Below are 16,760 nucleotides of genomic sequence, written 5' to 3' on the forward strand. Positions count from 1 at the left end.
TGCTACGGATCGACGACGAACATGGTGCCAGTGACCTCCTCGACGTCGGGTGACGAGTAGCCGATCACGTACTTCCCTTCGAACGGGAACGTCCACGAATGGCTGGTTCCGCCGTCGCTGCCGGACCACTGACACGGGCTATGCATCTCGACCGGTTCGATCTCGCCGGCACTATCACTCCACCGCCAGGTCACCTCCGTATTCGAGTCGACCATAACAGGATCCGGATCGAACGCGGGCTCACTGCCCGGCGAGATCTGTATCTCGATCTCCGACTCACCGGTTCGATCGACCGGATCGTAGTCATCGATCTCGTCGAGTTTCGGATCGTAGCCGTTGTCCTCCTCCTCGTCAGCCTCATCTTCGTCGCCCTCGAGACAGCCTGCTAACAGGGCTGTCGCACAGGCCGCTCCGACGACCGTCCGTCGTGTCCACATATACGTCGCTCTATGGAATCACCGGGGATAACAGTTCGTCCATATTCGACTGTCGTACCACGGTCGTGGCGTCCCGCGGGGTGTTTCGACGGTCAGACGGCATCCGGCACCGTCAGCGAACCGCATCGAGATCAACGACGGCGCCGATGTCGGCCGACAGCCAGGTGGTAAGTCGTTCCGTCTCGGAACACTCACGCGGTGTGATCGTACAGCGATCGGGCCGGTCCTGATAATGGACGACGACGCACTCGAGTGGTGGTGGCTGTTCCGAACTCGCTGCAGCCGCGGCTAATCGCTTCCGAACGGAGTGGTCGTCGTGGCCGGTTGCAGAGCCGCTCATGGATTGATTCCCTCGAACACTATCACTAACGTGGGTGGAGACAATCAAAACCGCTTCTAGTTGGCGTATTGAGCACTCAGTATCCACGCTGGGGTGACAGTACCAAACCGGAGATGGGCGACCCGCGGTCGTCGGCGTCTTGACACACAACCGCGCTCGACGCGTCGTCCGCGAGTGAGCTGCAGTCAGGCAGCCAAAATATATAGCCCACCGGTCCGCACACAGCCGTCTATAGCTCTCGGCAGAGCTATTAGCGAGCTTTAGGAGGGCTGCGTGGCCAACAGCTGATGCCGTGTGTTTATCGACGCCTACCCCCACGCTCGAGTCAGCACGAGACGCCCTCGAACGAGAGTGCACACAGTTGACAGACGAACGACGGGCGTTCGACCGGTTTCGGAGGCGTGTTCGGCGGCTCGAGGCGACACCGCTCGAACCACCACGACGCAGTGTTGGCTCCCAGCCAGCCGGACAGGTTCTCCAGCAAGCGTCACTCAGCGCGGCGTCGCGCCGACCCGATCCAACTCGAGATGCGCTTGCGACCGTCCGAACCGCCTATCGTGAGACGGTGATGGCTGTCCCACACTACGATGATGTCTACGGCGAGTCCCGGCAGGAACACATGGCGGGAGAACTCGGCTTGGAGGTCACAACGGCGGTCACACAGGGCACCTGGAATCTGGAGCTGAAACGATGGCTCCTCGAGTCGATCGACCACGCACTGACCGTTCGGACACAGCTTCTCCAAGCGATCGACGACGATGCCGATGCGATCGAGACATTCGAGCGCGAGGTCACCGCGTTCCTTTCGACCCTCGAATCGCTGCTCGCCCAGCCACTTGCTCGGCTCGAGTTCAACGCGCTTCGGCTCACACGCGACAGAATTCTGTCCTTACAGACGGACTGTGACGACCTCGTCGAACGGCGTCAGGCACAGATCAGCCGGCGTCGGCGACTCACCATCGCCGAGGTTGGCTTTTTCGAACAGTACTGCTACCGAGACTGTGATGGTACGTATCCGATACTCGACCTGCTTGCGACCTGTGGCACTCTCCTACAGCGAGCCTGCTCGCGTGTCGAGCGATATCTGGCCGCTGCGCCGTAGCAATCGGGTTTTTAGCTGTGAACCGATCACTGTCGCTGTTCTCGTGCTGACTGCATGAACGTCTCGTGGGCGTTGATACGCGAGTCGTCAGTCGACGGCTGGCACCGATCGTAGCTTCCGTCCGCATTCATCGTCCACCTGTTTGTGGTATCCTGGAGCAACGTCTCGAGGATCTCCCGGAGCCGGGTCTGGAGTCGATCCTCGTTGATCGGCGTCACCGCCTCGACGCGGCTGTCGAGATTGCGGGTCATCCAGTCGGCCGACCCAATGTAGTACCGGCCGTCGCCACCGTCCCGGAAGTAGAACATTCGAGAGTGCTCGAGAAACCGGCCAACGACACTGTGAACCGTGATCGTCTCGCTGATGCCCTCGAGTCCCGGGCGGAGCCGGCAGATGTCACGCACGATAAGATCGATCTCGACGCCGGCCATCGACGCCCGATAGAGTTCGCGGACGATATCCGGGTCCTCCAAGCGGTTCATTTTGGCGACGATTCGGGCGTCCTCACCCGCTCGCGCCCGCTCGGCTTCGGCTCGAATCAGGTCGGTAAAGCGCTCGCGCATGTTCCCCGGCGCGATGAGCAGTTTCCGGTACTCGCGGTGCATCGAGTGGCCGGTGAAGTAATTAAAGAGTCTGACGAGATCCTGCCCGATATCTCGATTGGCTGTCAGCAGGCCGAGGTCCTCGTAGTGTTTTGCGGTCTCGGAGTGGTAGTTACCGGTCCCGATGTGCGAGTAGAGGCGGACGGCGTCGTCCTCTCTGCGGACGACCAGTGACGTTTTCGTGTGGGTCTTGTAGCCGACCGTGCCGTAGGCGACGTGAATCCCTTCCTCCTCGAGACGGTTCGCCCACTCGAGGTTGTTCTGCTCGTCGAAGCGAGCCTTGAGTTCGACCATGACGGCGACCTGCTTGCCGTTCTGGGCGGCCTCGATTAGGCTCTCGATGATCTGCGAATCGCTGGCCGTCCGGTAGATTGCTGCCTTGATCGCCAACACGTCGGGATCGTTCGCTGCCGTCTCGAGAAAACGCTGGACGGTCCCCTCGAACGCGTGATAGGGGTGGTGGACGAGCACGTCCTGCTCGCGGACGCTGTCAAAGATGTTCGTCTCCTCAGCTCCGCCAAGCCGTGGGTGGGGTTGTGGTGTCCAGTCGGCCACCTGTAGCTCGGGCCGCTCTAGCGCCGTGAGCTCGAGGAGATCCCGGTACTCGAGGGGTGCATCCAGCTCGAACACCTCCCGGTCGTCGAGCTCGAGCTCTCGAGTGAGAACGTCACGGATCGCGTCCGGCGCGTCACGTTCGATCTCGAGGCGAACGACAGTTGCAAAGCGGCGTTCCTCGATCACCTCTTCGATCATCTCGATCAAGTCCTCGGCGACGTCCTCGTCGCGTCGAACCTCGGCGTTGCGCGTTACCCGAAACAGCGCCGTGTCGACGATTTCGACGTCTGGAAAGAGTAACTCGAGGTTCGACCGAACGACGTCCTCGAGCGGGACGTATCGTGTCTCGTCGCCGATCTGAACGAACCGACGCTGATTGCGGGGGATCTTCACTCGTGAAAACGTGACCTCGGCGTCGGCGCGTTCACGTGTCAGGACAGCAAGTGAAAGGCTCTGGTTCGAGATGAACGGGAACGGGTGAGCCGGATCGAACGTCAGTGGGGTCAGAGTCGGCAGAATCGAACTCTCGAAGTGCTCACAAAGCCGCGTCTGTTCGGCCGCCGAAAGCGTGTCGTAGTCGACGATTCGGATGTCGTTCGCCGCGAGTGCGGGATGAATCTCTTCCCGATAACAGCGACTCTGTCGTTCGAACAGCAATTGGGCCTCCTCGAGGGCGGCTTCCCACTGCTCGGTTGGTGTTCGACCGTCGGGTGTCTGCTCGGCGATTCCCGCGGCGATCTGTTGTTTCAGGCCGCCGATCCGCTTGCGGAAGAACTCATCCATGTTCGTCGTGAGGATTGCGAGGAACTTCGTCCGCTCTAACAGTGGCTGCTCGTCGTCGAGGACTTCATGTAGGACACGGCGCTGGAAGGCGAGTTCGCTAAGCTCTCGGTTGAGGTAGTACGCCGAATCGTCGAGATCGATCGCCGACGCATCACCCTCGTCAGTGTCGGACACCGACTCGACCCCGTTCGGTGGGGTGACGATCTTTTCGTCCGACCGCTCTTTGTGGCCGCTCGTAGAGACGCTGATGAACCGGTCTCTGCGGACGTCGTACGCCGTGAGGCTGCCGCCGTACACACAGCCCGTATCGAGCCCGATCGCCCACTCGCTCTCGAGCGGGTCCTCGAGGACCGTGTGGCCGAAAAAGACCCGCGGTGGCCCCTCGTACGTCTCGAACCAGAACGGACCGTCGTAGCCGTCGCCGCCGGGCGCTCGCATCGTGAGCACCTCCTCGTTCGAGTGTGCCGACAGCGATCGACCGGGTTCGACGCCGCCGTGGACGACGAGACCACCGTCCCAGGAGATCGCGGTCGGGAGCGATTCGAGATACTCGTGGGCGCGCTCATCGAGTGACTCGAGCGTGACATCTCCGTCGAGGACTTTCTGTTCGTTGTTCCCTCGGACGGACAGCAGCTGTGAGGTCGTTCGAACGCGCTCGAGGACGGCGTCGCTTGCCGGCCCCTTCCGAACCAGATCGCCCACGAAAATGCCGAGATCGTTCGGGCCGAGCTCGAGTCTCGAGAGCAACGTCTCGAGGGTCTCGAGACAGCCGTGGACGTCGCCAATGACGTAGACGTCGTCGTAGTTCTCGAGGTCGAGTCGACGATGACCGAAATCGGCTGGGGAATCGGACGCAGGGTTGGCGATTGTCACAGTGGTCAGTATATTCGTGAACGAAGACGGGATAAGCCGTTTATATGTGCCTTCTGGACGGCTATATAGGCGCATATAGCTGGATATGATACTGGTTCCGCTCGATCGCAGCCGGGCGACTCGCGATCGGCGGTCAGCGAGTCCAGAGAACCGTCTCAGTTGTCGAGTCCCGACTCCGTCGTCGTCTCGGCGATCCGTATTCCGCTGGCGGCCGTCTGGCGGAGCTGTTCGAGCACCGAACCGTACAGATAGATGTTAGGATCGGCACAGTCTGACAGCTGTTCGTCGAGTCCTGCAGTCACGTCGCGAACGGTATGCTCCGTTTCGAGAGCAGCGCTGTGCTCGCCGGCGAGTGCCTGTTCGACGACGCGGCGCGTGTCGGCTGCGATCGACTCGAGTTGCGCGCCGAGCGCCTCGTCCGGCGGTCCGGACTGGCGCTGTGCAACCGCTGCGATTCGCCCCGTGTGGTCCGTGATCCGCTCGAGCTGGCGGGCGATCCGATACTCGCGAAACGCGGTCGTTCGGTCCGTCCCCAGCCGGGTGATCTCGTGGACGTCCTCGAGGCCGCGGTGAACGCCGCGGCTGACGAACGCGAACAGTCGCGTGACGTCTCTCTCCCGGCTCTGAACTTGTCGTGCCAGCTCGTGGTCGTTCGTTACCACGGCATCGACCGCGTCAGCGTGGTGCTCGAGTGTGAGCTGGCGGGCCTGTGTGACCGTCTGGGACAGTGAGATCTCGCTTGCATCGAGCACGTCGGCGATCGTGATCTGCTCGTCGGTCATCTCCTGAATCTCGAGGCCGATGAGTCGACTGACCGTCCGCTCGAGTGCTCGCCGTTGCTCGGCGTCGAGACCCGTGACATCGGTGACGGTAATTCGATCGTATCCCGCGGCGTACGCCGCTCGAGCCTGTCGTTCCACGCCGTCGCTGGTGTCCGACCGTGCGTCGATCGTCACCGCCCGCTCCTGCGTCGAGACGCGCTCCGGTGCAGCGACGACTCGGTCGTCGGCCGGATACAGATACATCGACATCCCGGACTCGAGGTTCTGTGCCGTCGCCCACGCTTTCGGGAGCGAGACGACGAACGTGGAGTTGCCGGTCAGCTGGAGCTTGCGTTCGACGGGAACGGTCGCGTCGTCGGCCGAGCGTCGTTGACTCATCTCAGTAGATCAGTTCGTCGTCGTTTTCGACCATGTACAGCGTTCGGGCAGCGATGTTCACGGCGTGATCGCCCACCCGCTCGAGATCACGGATGGTCAACAGCATCCGCGAGACGTCCTCGAGCAGCGCGTCATCGGTCAGCTCGTCGATCGACGTCGTCTCGGCCTCGAGGAGGTCTCGAACGACGACTTCACTTGCGCCCTCACAGAGCGTGTCGATCTCGTCGTCGGTCGCCGCGATCTCGTGGGTCGCCGCCGCGTCGTCGGCTGCGTACGCCTCGACTGCCATCTCGACCATTTCGACGGTCTGTGTCCCGATGTAGTCGATGTCGATCTCGGAGTAGCGCTCCCGTTCGGCCTGCTTGGTGTACTCCGCCAGATTGACCGCGAGGTCGCCGATCCGCTCGAGGTCGGTGATGATCTTGAACGAGGCCGCGATGAATCGCAGATCGCCCGCGACGGGCTGTTGCAGGGCGAGCAGTTCGATACATCGCTGCTCGAGATCGAGATAGAGCTGGTTGATCTCGTGGTCGCCCGTGATGATCCCCTCGGCGAGGTCGGTGTCTTTGGTCTCGAGGGCTTCGAGCGCCCGGCGAAGCCGCTGGCAGACGAGGGCGCTCATCTCGAGGACGTCCTCGCGCAGTTGCTCGAGTTGCTGTTGGTAGTCGGTTCGTGCCATGGTTATCCGAACTTGCCGGTGATGTAGTCCTCGACACGGTCGTCGTCGGGGTCTTCGAAGATGTTTGCCGTCTCGTCGAACTCGACGAGTTCGCCGCCGGTGAGGAAGACGGCGGTTTGATCGGAGATCCGGGCGGCCTGTTGCATGTTGTGGGTGACGATGATGACCGTGTACTCTTCGACGAGTTCGTCGATCAGGTCCTCGATCTTCGAGGCCGCGACGGGGTCGAGCGCCGAGGTCGGTTCGTCCATCAGGATGACCTCTGGGTCGGGTGCGATCGCGCGGGCGATACACAGGCGCTGCTGTTGGCCGCCGGAGAGATCGAGTCCCGAGGAGTCGAGTTTGTCCTTGACTTCGTCCCACAGAGCTGCCCCGCGAAGGGCGCGCTCGACGGCGTCGTCGAGATCGACCTCGTCGTCTTTCCCCTGGATACGCAGCCCGTAGGCGACGTTGTCGTAGATCGACTTGGGGAAGGGGTTCGGTTTCTGGAAGACCTGCCCAACCTTTCGGCGCAAGGCGACGGGGTCGACGTCCTCGTCGTAGACGTTCTTCCCGTGAAAGGAGAGATCGCCGTCGACGCGACAGACGTCGATCTGGTCGTTCATCCGGTTGATCGAGCGCAGGAACGTCGACTTCCCACAGCCCGAGGGGCCGATAATCGCGGTGACCTCGTGTTCGGGGATCGCCATCGAGACGTCTGAAATCGCCTGCTCGTCGCCGTAGTAGACGTCGAGATTTCGGGCTTTCACGACGGTGTCGTGTGAGCGGTCGGTTCGGTCTCTGGCTCCGGTCTGTACGTCGGTCGTGATCAGCGATTGATCTGTGTCTTTCGTGGACATGTTATACCTCCGTCTCGTACTTGTGTCGGATGTACATCGCGACCGCGTTCATCACGAACAGGAACGTGAGCAACACGACGATGCCGACCGCAGCGAGGTGGATGAAGTGCTGGCTCGGTTCGTTCGCCCAGTTGTAGATCGTCGTCGGCATCGCGCTGAAGCGGTCGAACGGCCCGTAGGGCATCCGGTTGATGAAGACCGCCCCGACCATGATCAGCGGGGCCGTCTCTCCGATCGCGCGTGCGAGTGCGAGAATCGTTCCCGTCATGATCCCGGGGATCGCCGCGGGCAGGACGACCCGCCGGATCGTCTGCCACTTCGTCGCTCCCGTCGCGTACGAGCCGTTACGGACGCCGTCGGGGACCGACCGCAGCGCCTCCTGTGCGGAGACGATAATGATCGGCATGACGAGCAAGGCAAGGGCGATGGATCCGGCGAGCAGGATCGGGCCCATCCCGATCCCGTTGACGAACGCCGCCAGTCCGAGCAAGCCGTAGACGATCGACGGGACACCCGCGAGGTTCGCCAGGTTCGCCTCGATGAGGCGGGTGATTCGGTTGTCTGGGGCGTACTCCTCTAGGTAGATCGCCGAGCCGACGCCGACGAAAAACGACAGGATCGTGACGAGGACCATCAGCATGATCGAGGCGACGATCGCTCCTCTGAACCCAGAGAGTTCCTCACGTCGGGAGCCGTCCCGGGTAAAGAAATCGACCAGACTGATGTTGTACTCGGTCAGGCCGACGTAGAAGTCGGTGGCGACGTCGAACAGCAGGAGTGCGAGCATGACGACGCCGAACATCGACGCGGCGAAGATGACCCAGAGGAAGAGTCGGTTCTTCAGGTGCTCCCAGCCGAGGTCGATGTCGCTGAACAGATCGGTGTCGGTTTCGGTACTCATCGGTACTCCTCCTGGAAGCGGCGTTTGAACCAGTCGTTAAGCAGATTCATCGTGAGTGTCATGACGAACAGCAGTAAGCCGACGGCGAACAGCGACTGATACTCGACGGTGCCCACCGCGGTCGTCCCGCGTGCCATCTTCACCATGTACGCCGTCATCGTCATGATCTCGTTGAAGGGGTTGGCGGTGAGGTTCGCGGTGAACCCGGCCGCGAGGGTGACCGCCATCGTCTCACCGATCGCTCGAGAGACGGCGAGGATGTACGACGCGAAGACGCCCGAGATCGACGCCGGAAGCACGATCCGCGTCGAGACGTTGAACTTCGTCGCGCCGAGGGCGTAGGCGCCGTTTCTGAGCTCGTCCGGGACGGCCGACATGGCGTCCTCGCTGATCGAGGAGACCATCGGGATCGTCATGATGCCGACGACCAACATTCCCGAGAGTAGGCTGTATCGGCCCATGTTGATGCCGAACAGCGCGGACGCGATCGGGGCGACGAGAACCGGGTTGATGAAGGCAATCGCGAAGTAGCCGTACACGATCGTTGGGATCCCGGCGAGAATTTCGAGTGTCGGTTTGAGTTTCGAGCGGACGCTGTCGGGAGCGTACTCCGAGAGATAGATCGCGGTCGCCGTCCCGATCGGGATCGAGACGAACGCCGCGCCGACCGTGATCGCGAGAGTCCCGAAGATGATCGGGATCGCGCCGTGAGCCGGCGTCGCGTGGTCGGGTGCCCACCGCGTTCCGGTGAAGAACTCGGTGAACGTCACCGTCTGCTCGGGGCTTGCTCCCATGAGCATCTCGGTCAACTTCGCGCCGAAGAAGTAACTCGCCGCGTTGTCGATCAGGACGAAAAAGATCGCAAGCGTGGTCAGGACTGTGATCGTCGCACAGCCAAACAGGATTCGGCGAGCACGACGGTTGGCCTCGTTGTCGGCCTGCACGGGTCCATCGCCGCTGATCCCAGCCCCTGACTCGTGGTGTGATTCGGTGCTCATTGGATGTCTCGAGGCTTATGCGCGCTGTACGGTGAGGTCGTCAGGCGACGAGCCGACCTCCTCGAGCCACTCGTCGATCTTCTCGTGGTTCTCTTCGGTCACCTCGTCCGGGGCGGCATAGAAGCCCTCATCGCGGGCGAACTCTTGGGCATCGTTGGTGTAAAAGCGGGCGAACGAGCCGATGAGATCGGTTCGTTCCTCGAGGCTCGCGAGGTTGACGAAGGCGAACAGCGGACGGGCGAGTGGCGAGTAGAGCCCTTCTTCGATGTTTTCCTGCGTCGGAACGTAGAACTCACCGTCGGCGTCGCTTTCAACCGGAACGGCTTCGATCGGCTCATCGTCTTCGATCTCGCGCAGATAGCCCAGTCCACCCCAGCCGAAGCCGTGTTCGTTGTCCGCGACTGCGGCCATGATCTCGTTAGTCTGGCTGGTCGCCGAATAGTCGTCTCGGATGTTCCCGATCTCGCCGTTGATCTCGCGCGTGAAGTAATCGAACGTTCCTGAGGCGCTGTCACGGGCGTGGAGTTGCATCTCCTCGTCGGGCCACTCGTCACGAACGTCGCTCCAGAGCGTGACTTCGCCGGTCGCCTCGAACTCCCAGACGCGCTGGAGTTCCTCGAGCGTAATCTCGTCGACCCAGTCGTTCTCGGAGTTTTTCACGACCGAGAGCCCGTCGAGGCCGACCTCGAGGAAGCCGTAGTCGACGTCATTTTCGTCACAGAGTTCGATCTCGTCGTCGGTGATCTGTCGACTTGCGCTCTGATAATCGGAGTTGGCCCGGCAGAACTCCTGAAAGCCGGCTCCGGTTCCTTCTGGTGCGACGTCGACCAAGACGCCCGAGAACTCGTTTTCGAAGTTCTCGCCGGCCCACGAGGTGATCGGTGCGACCGTGTTCGATCCGGAGGCATCGATCGTTCCGGACAGATCGCTATCATCACCGCCCATACAGCCCGCGATTGCGGTCAGCCCCGCCATGCTAGCGCCGGCGAGGAATGTTCGTCGCGATGCAAACCCGGTCAGGTCACCCTCGGACGTGTTGTCCGTCATCACCCGATCGATTGGGGCAGTCATATAAAGAGAGTGCTAATATCTATATATCTCGTCCCATACATCAATATATTTCTATGTATACAACTATAGACCAACTGGTATCGCCAGAGAACGGCAAATAGAACGTCTGATAGGCCGGTTTGAACTGCTCGAGTCCGATTCAACAACCACTTCGAACCGTCTCAGAAGCCGTTTTTATCGATGTCTCGGTGAATTTGACGGCTCACTAGCCACGCCCATACAGTAATATATAGTACTATGAGATACTACTAATTACACCATATATCTATATTTGCCTCCATCCACAATACCAGCTTCTACACCTTTTTGAGCCGCTAATAGCACCCTCTGGAAATGGCTCTATAGATTCGAGTAGATTTATATTCCTGCCATCGAAACCGCGCCCTATGGAGACACGCAAGGTCCAGGTGACCGGTGGCTCGACGTACACCGTCTCACTTCCGAAGACGTGGGCCATCGATAACGATATTAGCAGTGGTGCAACCGTCGAAATCTATGCTGAAGACGATATGTTGCTCGTCACGCCACAACGTGAGACCGACCATCAAGAAGGCCACCTCGATGTCTCCACTCTCGAGGACGAGCAACTCACTCGTGCCGTCCTGACGATGTACGTCAGCGGGTTCGATATCATCCGCCTCGAGGCCGGCCGGATCACAACGGCACAACGGCGGGCGATCCGCAGTGCGATTCAGGGGCTGATCGGCGTCGAAGTCGTCGAGGAGTCGGCCGACTGCGTCGTCGTCCAGGACCTGCTGGACTCCTCGGAGCTGTCGATCGTCAACGCCGTTACGCGAATGCGCCTGATCGCGACCTCGATGCTCGAGGACGCCATCCACGCGCTCGTGGAGAACGACGACGAACGCGCCATCGACGTGGTCGAACGCGACGACGACGTCGACCGACTCTGGCTCGTCGTCTCGCGGATCTTCCGGGCGACGCTGCGCTCGCCACGGGCCGCGGAGTCGCTCGGCGTCTCCCGCGAGGACTGTTTCGATTATCACTCGAGTGCCCGCCAGCTCGAGCGGGTCGCCGACCACGCCGTCAAGATCAGCCAACTCGCGCGCAAACTCGGCGACGTTCCCGAAGACGTCGCCGACGCGTTGCTCGAACTCCACGCCGATACGGCGACGATCCTCGAAAAATCCCTCGATGCGCTGTTCGCCGACGACAGCGCCGAGGCGACCGACCTGAGCCACGACGCCCTCGAGTCGGTGCTGGATATCGACGAGCACACCCGAACCATCGACGATATGCTCCGTGAACTCGACCCCGTACAGGCCCAGTCGCTGGGGCTGATCCTCGACTCGCTCTCCCGAAGCGCCGACTACGGCGGCAATATCGCCGAGACGGCGCTGCAGAAGGCAGCACCACGGCCGTAGACGTTCGATTAATTCGGTTCAGATGGACGTCCGCGATAGCAACTGAACCTACGGTTGTCCCGCTTTTCGATCACGTCTCGCTTTTAGCTAAGAGAGAAACCGCGTGATAGCAGCGGTTATTGAGGCGGCTTTCTGAAACGAATGAGGAATCCGAGTTTGTAGACGATAACCTGCCACCACGAGTGAGTAGGCGGGGGTAGTTCACAAGCGAATCAATCTTGGAGTTCAACGGAATCCTGTCCACGAAACCGCTCGGACACCGCGGACAGTCAGTACTCTAACAAGCGTATGAGCCGTACATTTTTCTCCGGATTTCTCCCGAGAGAGACGTCGAAACACGTGGCTGTCTATCCATCTCATAGCAACCTTCACTTTTGGAACGGCAGCAGGGATGATTGTACAATGGACAAAAACGTCAATTCAGATACTGTACCGCTCTCGCGGCGGCGATTTGTTATGGCTGGTGGCGCGTTTGGGATCGCATCTCTTGCGGGCTGTGTCTCCGATAGCGACGACGGAAACGGAGGGGCAGGCAGCAGCAACGCTATCGAATTTCAGGACTTCGATACAGACAATCCTCACGAGACGCTTCCACAACCGACCGATGTCCTGTTTGATCACGGCTTCAACGAAGGGGACGAACAGGCACTCGCGAACTTCGAGCCCCGTGACCAACCCCACTACGGCAACCCGGTAATGGAGCTTGGATCAAGCGATTCGTATCTCGACCCGGATACGATCAACTTCGCGTTCGGATCGGGGGAGTCGGCCGCGACGATTTACGCCGACGCGATGGATCCACTCGTCGAGAACATCGAAGCCGAAACCGGCCGTAATGTCGATTTCACCGTCCTCGATAGCAGTGCAGCGCAAGTAGAGGCAATGCGGTCCGACAGACTGCATCTCTCGACGTTCAGTGCGGGGACGGTTCCCTACGCCGTCAATATTGCCGGAGCCGTCCCGTTCGGGATGTTGGTCAAAGAGGGGACGTTCGGCTATCGGCTGTGGGTCTGTGCCCAGCGAGACAACGAAGAGATTACCGAACTGGATGATTTGCGTGGCAAGGTCGTCGCGCACGCCCATGACACCTCGAACTCGGGCCATCTTGCACCGATGGCACTGATGCCCGAGGAAGGAATTATCCCCGGCGAAGACTACGAGATTCAGTTTTCCGGTGATCACAACAACAGCGTCCGTGGCGTTGACATCGGCGACTACGACGCGGGGATGATCGCGAGTAGTTCGTACGGTGACTTCGTTACGTCGGGGAACTTCGATCCGACACGACTTCGGTGTATTTGGATGAGTCCACCGTTTGCCTCCCAACCGTCCTGTTATCACTATCGGCTTCACCCCGACCTTGTCGAGGGAATCAAAGCCGCCCACCTCGAGTACGATTACTCCGGGACATCGATCGAAACCCAGACCGAGCAAAACGAGTTTATCGAGTTCGACTACGCTACGCACCACCATCCAGTCCTGCAGATTCACGAAGCGAACGATATCGAGTACAACATCGGTGACCTATAGCACAGTCTTCGCCACTGTTTCTCGGCAGGCATTCGCGTAAACGTCTCTCGACGTTCCATCCGACCTGAACAGCGACCGACTCAACACACAGCAGCAAATTCAGCCCCCCTCAAGACACAAATGAAAACGGATACAGAGGCGTCGTCTCCGACCGATTGGGATCGTCCCACGATATTCTACAACGAATATGTGAAGTGGACTGTCTATCTACTGATCGTGCTGTTTGCGGCGTGGAGTTACTGGGAGATCCGCATCACTCCCGGCCGTCTTCTCGTCGGACTCGAGCAGTCCAGTCAGCTGATGGCTAACGCGTGGCCGCCTGACTTCACGCCTGAAAGGCGAGAAATGATCTGGCGTGATATTCTGGAAACCCTCGCAATGGCCGTCATCGCGACTATCGGTGGTATTATCCTCTCCGTTCCAGTCGCCATCCTCGGGTCGAGAAACCTCGTCTCCGAGCGAGTGTTCTGGATTGGCCGGACTATTATCGCGACTTCACGCGCGTTTCACGCGCTGATAATCGCGATTATCGTCGTCAAAGCCGTTGGGTTCGGCCCGCTGGCCGGGATCATCACGCTGATGATCAAGACCGTCGGTTTCTTTGGGAAACTGCTTGCCGAGGAGATTGAAGATATTGATCCGACACAGCTCGAGGCGATCGAGGCGACGGGTGCGGGCCGATTCCAGACGTACTTTTACGCCGTCGTTCCGCAGATCACACAGCGATTCGTCGCGCTCTCGATCTACCGCTGGGATATCAACCTTCGAAGCAGTGCCATCGTTGGCATCGTCGGTGCGGGTGGGATCGGCCAGACACTGGTCGCATCATTCGACCGCTTCGAGTACGACTTCTCGGCTGCGATCATCCTGGTCATCATCGCGCTGGTTTTGTTAGGCGAAGCTGTGAGTGCCGTAGCCCGAAAGCGAATCGCGACTGGAGCTGCGGGTGTAGAGACAACTCCCACGAGAGATGCCGGCAGGCGCACCTGGAATCGGTTTACGAGAGGCCAACAGCTACTGCGGTACGGTTCCGTTGCCCTTGTCGCTGGTGTCATCGTCATCTCCTGGCGTCATCTCGAGATGGGCATCGGCGTTGTTCGAACCGCTCCCGCAGAGCTATACGACCTCTGGACCCGAATGTGGCCGCCGTCGACTGGGATCGTCGCGGAGATGGTTGATCCGCTGTTGACATCATTGCATATCGCCATCCTCGGAACCGTGCTCGCAATCGCCCTGTCGATCCCGACGGCGCTTATCGCGGCCGATACAACAACGCCAAACAGAGTTACGTACACACTCGGGAAATTGATCGTCACCACGACGCGCTCTGTGAACGTCATTATCTGGGTCCTCGTGCTCGTTTTGCTGCTCGGACCCGGCGCGCTTGCGGGCGTCGTCGCTATCGGTATCCGGTCGGTTGGGTTCATCGGGAAACTCCTCGCAGAGGCCATCGAAGAGATCGATATGACCCAAGTCGAGGCGATGACCGCGACTGGGGCGAGTCGCCTCGAAACAGCTGTGTATGCCATTGTTCCGCAAGTGAAGCCGGCGTTTATCGGCATCGCGACGTACCGATGGGACTCGAACGTTCGTGCATCGACCGTGATCGGATTCGTTGGTGGTGGTGGGATCGGTAGCCTGCTCATGTCACAAATAAACCAGTTCCAGTGGGCAAACGCGATGACGATCCTGATCGCAATCCTCGGTATCGTTCTCTTCAGCGAAGTCGTCTCTGCGTACGCACGAAAAAAGGTGATGTGACGATCAGTCGGTAGCCCACGCAACGAGGACACTGTATCGCCTTTCGAACACAACGCTTGCAAATAAACAATGTTAGAAACAAAAAACTTGGAGAAGGTGTATCAGACTGGTGACCGCGCGCTGGACGACGTGTCTGTCACACTCGATGGAACCGAGGTCGTCGCGATGATTGGGCCGAGCGGTGCCGGCAAGAGTACGTTCATCAGGTGTATCAACCGACTGGTTGAACCGACCAGCGGTGACGTCTGGCTTGACGACGTCGAACTCACCGCACTCTCGAAGCCGGAACTTCAGCGAGAGCGTCGGAACATCGGAATGGTGTTTCAGGAGTACGGACTCGTCGAGCGTCTGACCGTCATGGAGAACGTCCTCTCAGGGCGGCTCGGCTACGTTGGCTTTTGGCAGTCGCTCCGGCGGAAATTCCCCCCTGATGCTATTGAACACGCCTACGAGACCCTCGAGCGCGTCGGTCTTCGTGGCTACGAGAACAAGCGTGTCGACGCGCTCTCGGGTGGCCAACGCCAACGTGTCGGGATCGCACGAGCAGTGCTCCAGCGACCGAAACTGTTGCTTGTCGACGAACCGACGAGCAGCCTCGATCCGGAAACCTCACACGCGGTGATGGAACTCCTGGCCGAAATCGCGGTCGATACCGATGTTCCAGTCGTGATCAACATCCACGAAGTCCATCTGGCAGAGGAGTTCGCGGATCGGATTCTCGGTCTTTCAGACGGCAGTCTCGTCTTCGATGGACCACCTGCCGAGCTCGATGAGGCGGCGAAAACGCGGGTGTATCAGGGCGCGACCGACAGCGTCGGAGCGTCTCGGTCAACAGGCGAGTCAGCTGACAATCAGCTCAGTCAAGATGAACTGCTGACGAAAAACGGCTAACGGCCGACGGGACGTTCATCCCGGCACTACGTCCAAAAGCGGTACCCTCATCGGACTCGCCCGAATCATCTCTCCGTCACTCGATTTGAGAGGGACTATCGGAGCGCCTCGAGATGTGCGGTGTCGTTTACGCGTTCGAGTGTCCAACTGCCGTTGTACTCGAGGACGTTGAGTGCGGTGTTGTTCTGTGCGATTCGATGACCCCACATACAATCCCCGCTCGTGAGGGCGGCGAGCAGTGTCTTGTTGACGCCGCTGTGAGCAACGATCATGACTACCTCACCACGGTGCTCGTCGATGAGCCGTTCGACAAACGGCACAACTCGATCTGCGACGTCTTGTCTGGTCTCACCACCGGGTGGACACCATTCGCTTCGATTCACGTTCGTCTCGGCCCTACTGCGCTCGACAGCGGGTTTGTGACGCTCTTCGAGTCGACCGAAGCTGCGTTCACAGAGCGTGTCGACCGTCGTGATGTCGATCCCGTGTGGTTCGCTCGCGATCGTCGCTGTCTCCAGCGCACGACTGAGCGAACTCGAGTACACGGTATCGAGCTCCGTGTCTCGGAACCGTTCGGCGAGCGCTTTGGCCTGCCGTTTGCCGCGAGCATTGAGTTCGACATCAGTGCGTCCAGCAAGTCGGTTCTGCTCGTTGTAGATCGATTCGCCATGCCTGACGAGTAACAGTCGAAGGTCGTCGTCTGTATTCGGATGGTCTGCCTGAGTCACGTCTCTCGGTACTGAGCCTGCGCTTGATCGGGTTAACCGATTATATGTGCTCTCGATACGGCACGGTCGTGCTCCGGTCCGCTATAGAGGCATCCGTCCCACAGTCGGGCATCGTTTCCACTCGAGTC

15 protein-coding genes and 1 pseudogene are annotated in these 16,760 nt (G+C 60.0%); 6 read left to right on the top strand and 10 right to left on the bottom strand.

From position 1 onward, the window contains the following. Positions 1–2: 2 nt before the first annotated feature. Both DV706_RS05130 and DV706_RS05135 read right to left on the bottom strand, forming a co-directional pair. A complete protein-coding gene (locus DV706_RS05130) occupies positions 3–437 on the bottom strand; it encodes a cupredoxin domain-containing protein (protein ID WP_006066194.1) in 435 nt (144 codons plus the stop codon). Positions 438–549: 112 nt separating this feature from the next. Then, positions 550–777, bottom strand: a complete 228-nt coding sequence (locus DV706_RS05135) for a DUF7511 domain-containing protein (RefSeq protein ID WP_006066193.1) — start codon at positions 775–777, stop codon at positions 550–552. Between the two features lie 361 nt (positions 778–1,138). On the opposite strand from DV706_RS05135, the gene DV706_RS05140 reads away from it, so the two are divergent. Beyond that, a complete protein-coding gene (locus DV706_RS05140) occupies positions 1,139–1,879 on the top strand; it encodes a DUF7260 family protein (RefSeq protein ID WP_006066192.1) in 741 nt (246 codons plus the stop codon). A 26-nt stretch (positions 1,880–1,905) separates the two neighbouring features. On the opposite strand, the gene ppk1 is transcribed toward DV706_RS05140, so the two are convergent. The 7 genes from ppk1 to DV706_RS05175 form a co-directional block, all read right to left on the bottom strand. Beyond that, a complete protein-coding gene (gene ppk1 / locus DV706_RS05145; protein ID WP_006066191.1) occupies positions 1,906–4,692 on the bottom strand; it encodes a polyphosphate kinase 1 in 2,787 nt (928 codons plus the stop codon). A gap of 155 nt (positions 4,693–4,847) precedes the next feature. After that, the gene (locus tag DV706_RS05150; RefSeq protein ID WP_006066190.1) at positions 4,848–5,852 is read right to left on the bottom strand and encodes a phosphate signaling complex PhoU family protein; all 1,005 of its coding nucleotides are present in this window, start codon (positions 5,850–5,852) and stop codon (positions 4,848–4,850) included. 1 nt (position 5,853) lies between these two features. Beyond that, positions 5,854–6,531 carry a phosphate signaling complex protein PhoU gene (phoU, locus tag DV706_RS05155; RefSeq protein ID WP_136350810.1) on the bottom strand — a complete coding sequence of 226 codons (678 nt, stop codon included), beginning with the start codon at positions 6,529–6,531 and terminating at the stop codon, positions 5,854–5,856. A gap of 2 nt (positions 6,532–6,533) precedes the next feature. Continuing rightward, positions 6,534–7,370, bottom strand: coding sequence for a phosphate ABC transporter ATP-binding protein PstB (pstB, locus tag DV706_RS05160; RefSeq protein ID WP_006066187.1), 837 nt, complete (start codon positions 7,368–7,370; stop codon positions 6,534–6,536). A 1-nt stretch (position 7,371) separates the two neighbouring features. Beyond that, positions 7,372–8,271 carry a phosphate ABC transporter permease PstA gene (pstA, locus tag DV706_RS05165; RefSeq protein WP_006066186.1) on the bottom strand — a complete coding sequence of 300 codons (900 nt, stop codon included), beginning with the start codon at positions 8,269–8,271 and terminating at the stop codon, positions 7,372–7,374. After that, positions 8,268–9,269, bottom strand: coding sequence for a phosphate ABC transporter permease subunit PstC (pstC, locus tag DV706_RS05170; protein ID WP_006066185.1), 1,002 nt, complete (start codon positions 9,267–9,269; stop codon positions 8,268–8,270). The genes pstA and pstC overlap by 4 nt, the downstream gene beginning before the upstream one ends. Before the next feature lie 15 nt (positions 9,270–9,284). Then, positions 9,285–10,316, bottom strand: coding sequence for a PstS family phosphate ABC transporter substrate-binding protein (locus tag DV706_RS05175; RefSeq protein ID WP_136350811.1), 1,032 nt, complete (start codon positions 10,314–10,316; stop codon positions 9,285–9,287). 410 nt (positions 10,317–10,726) lie between these two features. On the opposite strand from DV706_RS05175, the gene DV706_RS05180 reads away from it, so the two are divergent. The 5 genes and pseudogenes from DV706_RS05180 to phnC all read left to right on the top strand — a co-directional run bounded on the left by DV706_RS05180 (position 10,727) and on the right by phnC (position 15,904). Further along, positions 10,727–11,722, top strand: coding sequence for a phosphate uptake regulator PhoU (locus DV706_RS05180; protein WP_006066184.1), 996 nt, complete (start codon positions 10,727–10,729; stop codon positions 11,720–11,722). 456 nt (positions 11,723–12,178) lie between these two features. Continuing rightward, entirely contained in the window at positions 12,179–13,252 is a 1,074-nt protein-coding gene (gene phnD, locus DV706_RS05185) for a phosphate/phosphite/phosphonate ABC transporter substrate-binding protein (protein WP_006066183.1), read from the top strand. A gap of 120 nt (positions 13,253–13,372) precedes the next feature. Then, a pseudogene (phnE, locus tag DV706_RS22465) lies at positions 13,373–14,122 on the top strand (phosphonate ABC transporter, permease protein PhnE); the annotation flags it as partial. Between the two features lie 57 nt (positions 14,123–14,179). After that, positions 14,180–15,013, top strand: a complete 834-nt coding sequence (gene phnE / locus DV706_RS22470) for a phosphonate ABC transporter, permease protein PhnE (protein ID WP_049889797.1) — start codon at positions 14,180–14,182, stop codon at positions 15,011–15,013. 69 nt (positions 15,014–15,082) lie between these two features. Then, positions 15,083–15,904, top strand: a complete 822-nt coding sequence (phnC, locus tag DV706_RS05195) for a phosphonate ABC transporter ATP-binding protein (RefSeq protein ID WP_006066181.1) — start codon at positions 15,083–15,085, stop codon at positions 15,902–15,904. Between the two features lie 95 nt (positions 15,905–15,999). Here phnC and DV706_RS05200 read toward each other — a convergent pair whose 3' ends face one another. Further along, positions 16,000–16,632 carry a histidine phosphatase family protein gene (locus DV706_RS05200; RefSeq protein ID WP_006066180.1) on the bottom strand — a complete coding sequence of 211 codons (633 nt, stop codon included), beginning with the start codon at positions 16,630–16,632 and terminating at the stop codon, positions 16,000–16,002. Positions 16,633–16,760 lie beyond the last annotated feature (128 nt).

This window comes from Natronorubrum bangense (genome assembly GCF_004799645.1).
In the GTDB taxonomy this organism is placed as follows: domain Archaea; phylum Halobacteriota; class Halobacteria; order Halobacteriales; family Natrialbaceae; genus Natronorubrum; species Natronorubrum bangense.

What these genes read in the sequence shown, in the direction of transcription:
- DV706_RS05130 (WP_006066194.1), bottom strand. Translation starts at nt 437, where the DNA reads ATGTGGACACGACGGACGGTCGTCGGAGCGGCCTGTGCGACAGCCCTG.
- DV706_RS05135 (WP_006066193.1), bottom strand. Translation starts at nt 777, where the DNA reads ATGAGCGGCTCTGCAACCGGCCACGACGACCACTCCGTTCGGAAGCGA.
- DV706_RS05150 (WP_006066190.1), bottom strand. Translation starts at nt 5,852, where the DNA reads ATGAGTCAACGACGCTCGGCCGACGACGCGACCGTTCCCGTCGAACGC.
- phoU (WP_136350810.1), bottom strand. Translation starts at nt 6,531, where the DNA reads ATGGCACGAACCGACTACCAACAGCAACTCGAGCAACTGCGCGAGGAC.
- pstB (WP_006066187.1), bottom strand. Translation starts at nt 7,370, where the DNA reads ATGTCCACGAAAGACACAGATCAATCGCTGATCACGACCGACGTACAG.
- pstA (WP_006066186.1), bottom strand. Translation starts at nt 8,271, where the DNA reads ATGAGTACCGAAACCGACACCGATCTGTTCAGCGACATCGACCTCGGC.
- pstC (WP_006066185.1), bottom strand. Translation starts at nt 9,269, where the DNA reads ATGAGCACCGAATCACACCACGAGTCAGGGGCTGGGATCAGCGGCGAT.
- DV706_RS05175 (WP_136350811.1), bottom strand. Translation starts at nt 10,316, where the DNA reads ATGACGGACAACACGTCCGAGGGTGACCTGACCGGGTTTGCATCGCGA.
- DV706_RS05180 (WP_006066184.1), top strand. Translation starts at nt 10,727, where the DNA reads ATGGAGACACGCAAGGTCCAGGTGACCGGTGGCTCGACGTACACCGTC.
- phnD (WP_006066183.1), top strand. Translation starts at nt 12,179, where the DNA reads ATGGCTGGTGGCGCGTTTGGGATCGCATCTCTTGCGGGCTGTGTCTCC.
- phnC (WP_006066181.1), top strand. Translation starts at nt 15,083, where the DNA reads ATGTTAGAAACAAAAAACTTGGAGAAGGTGTATCAGACTGGTGACCGC.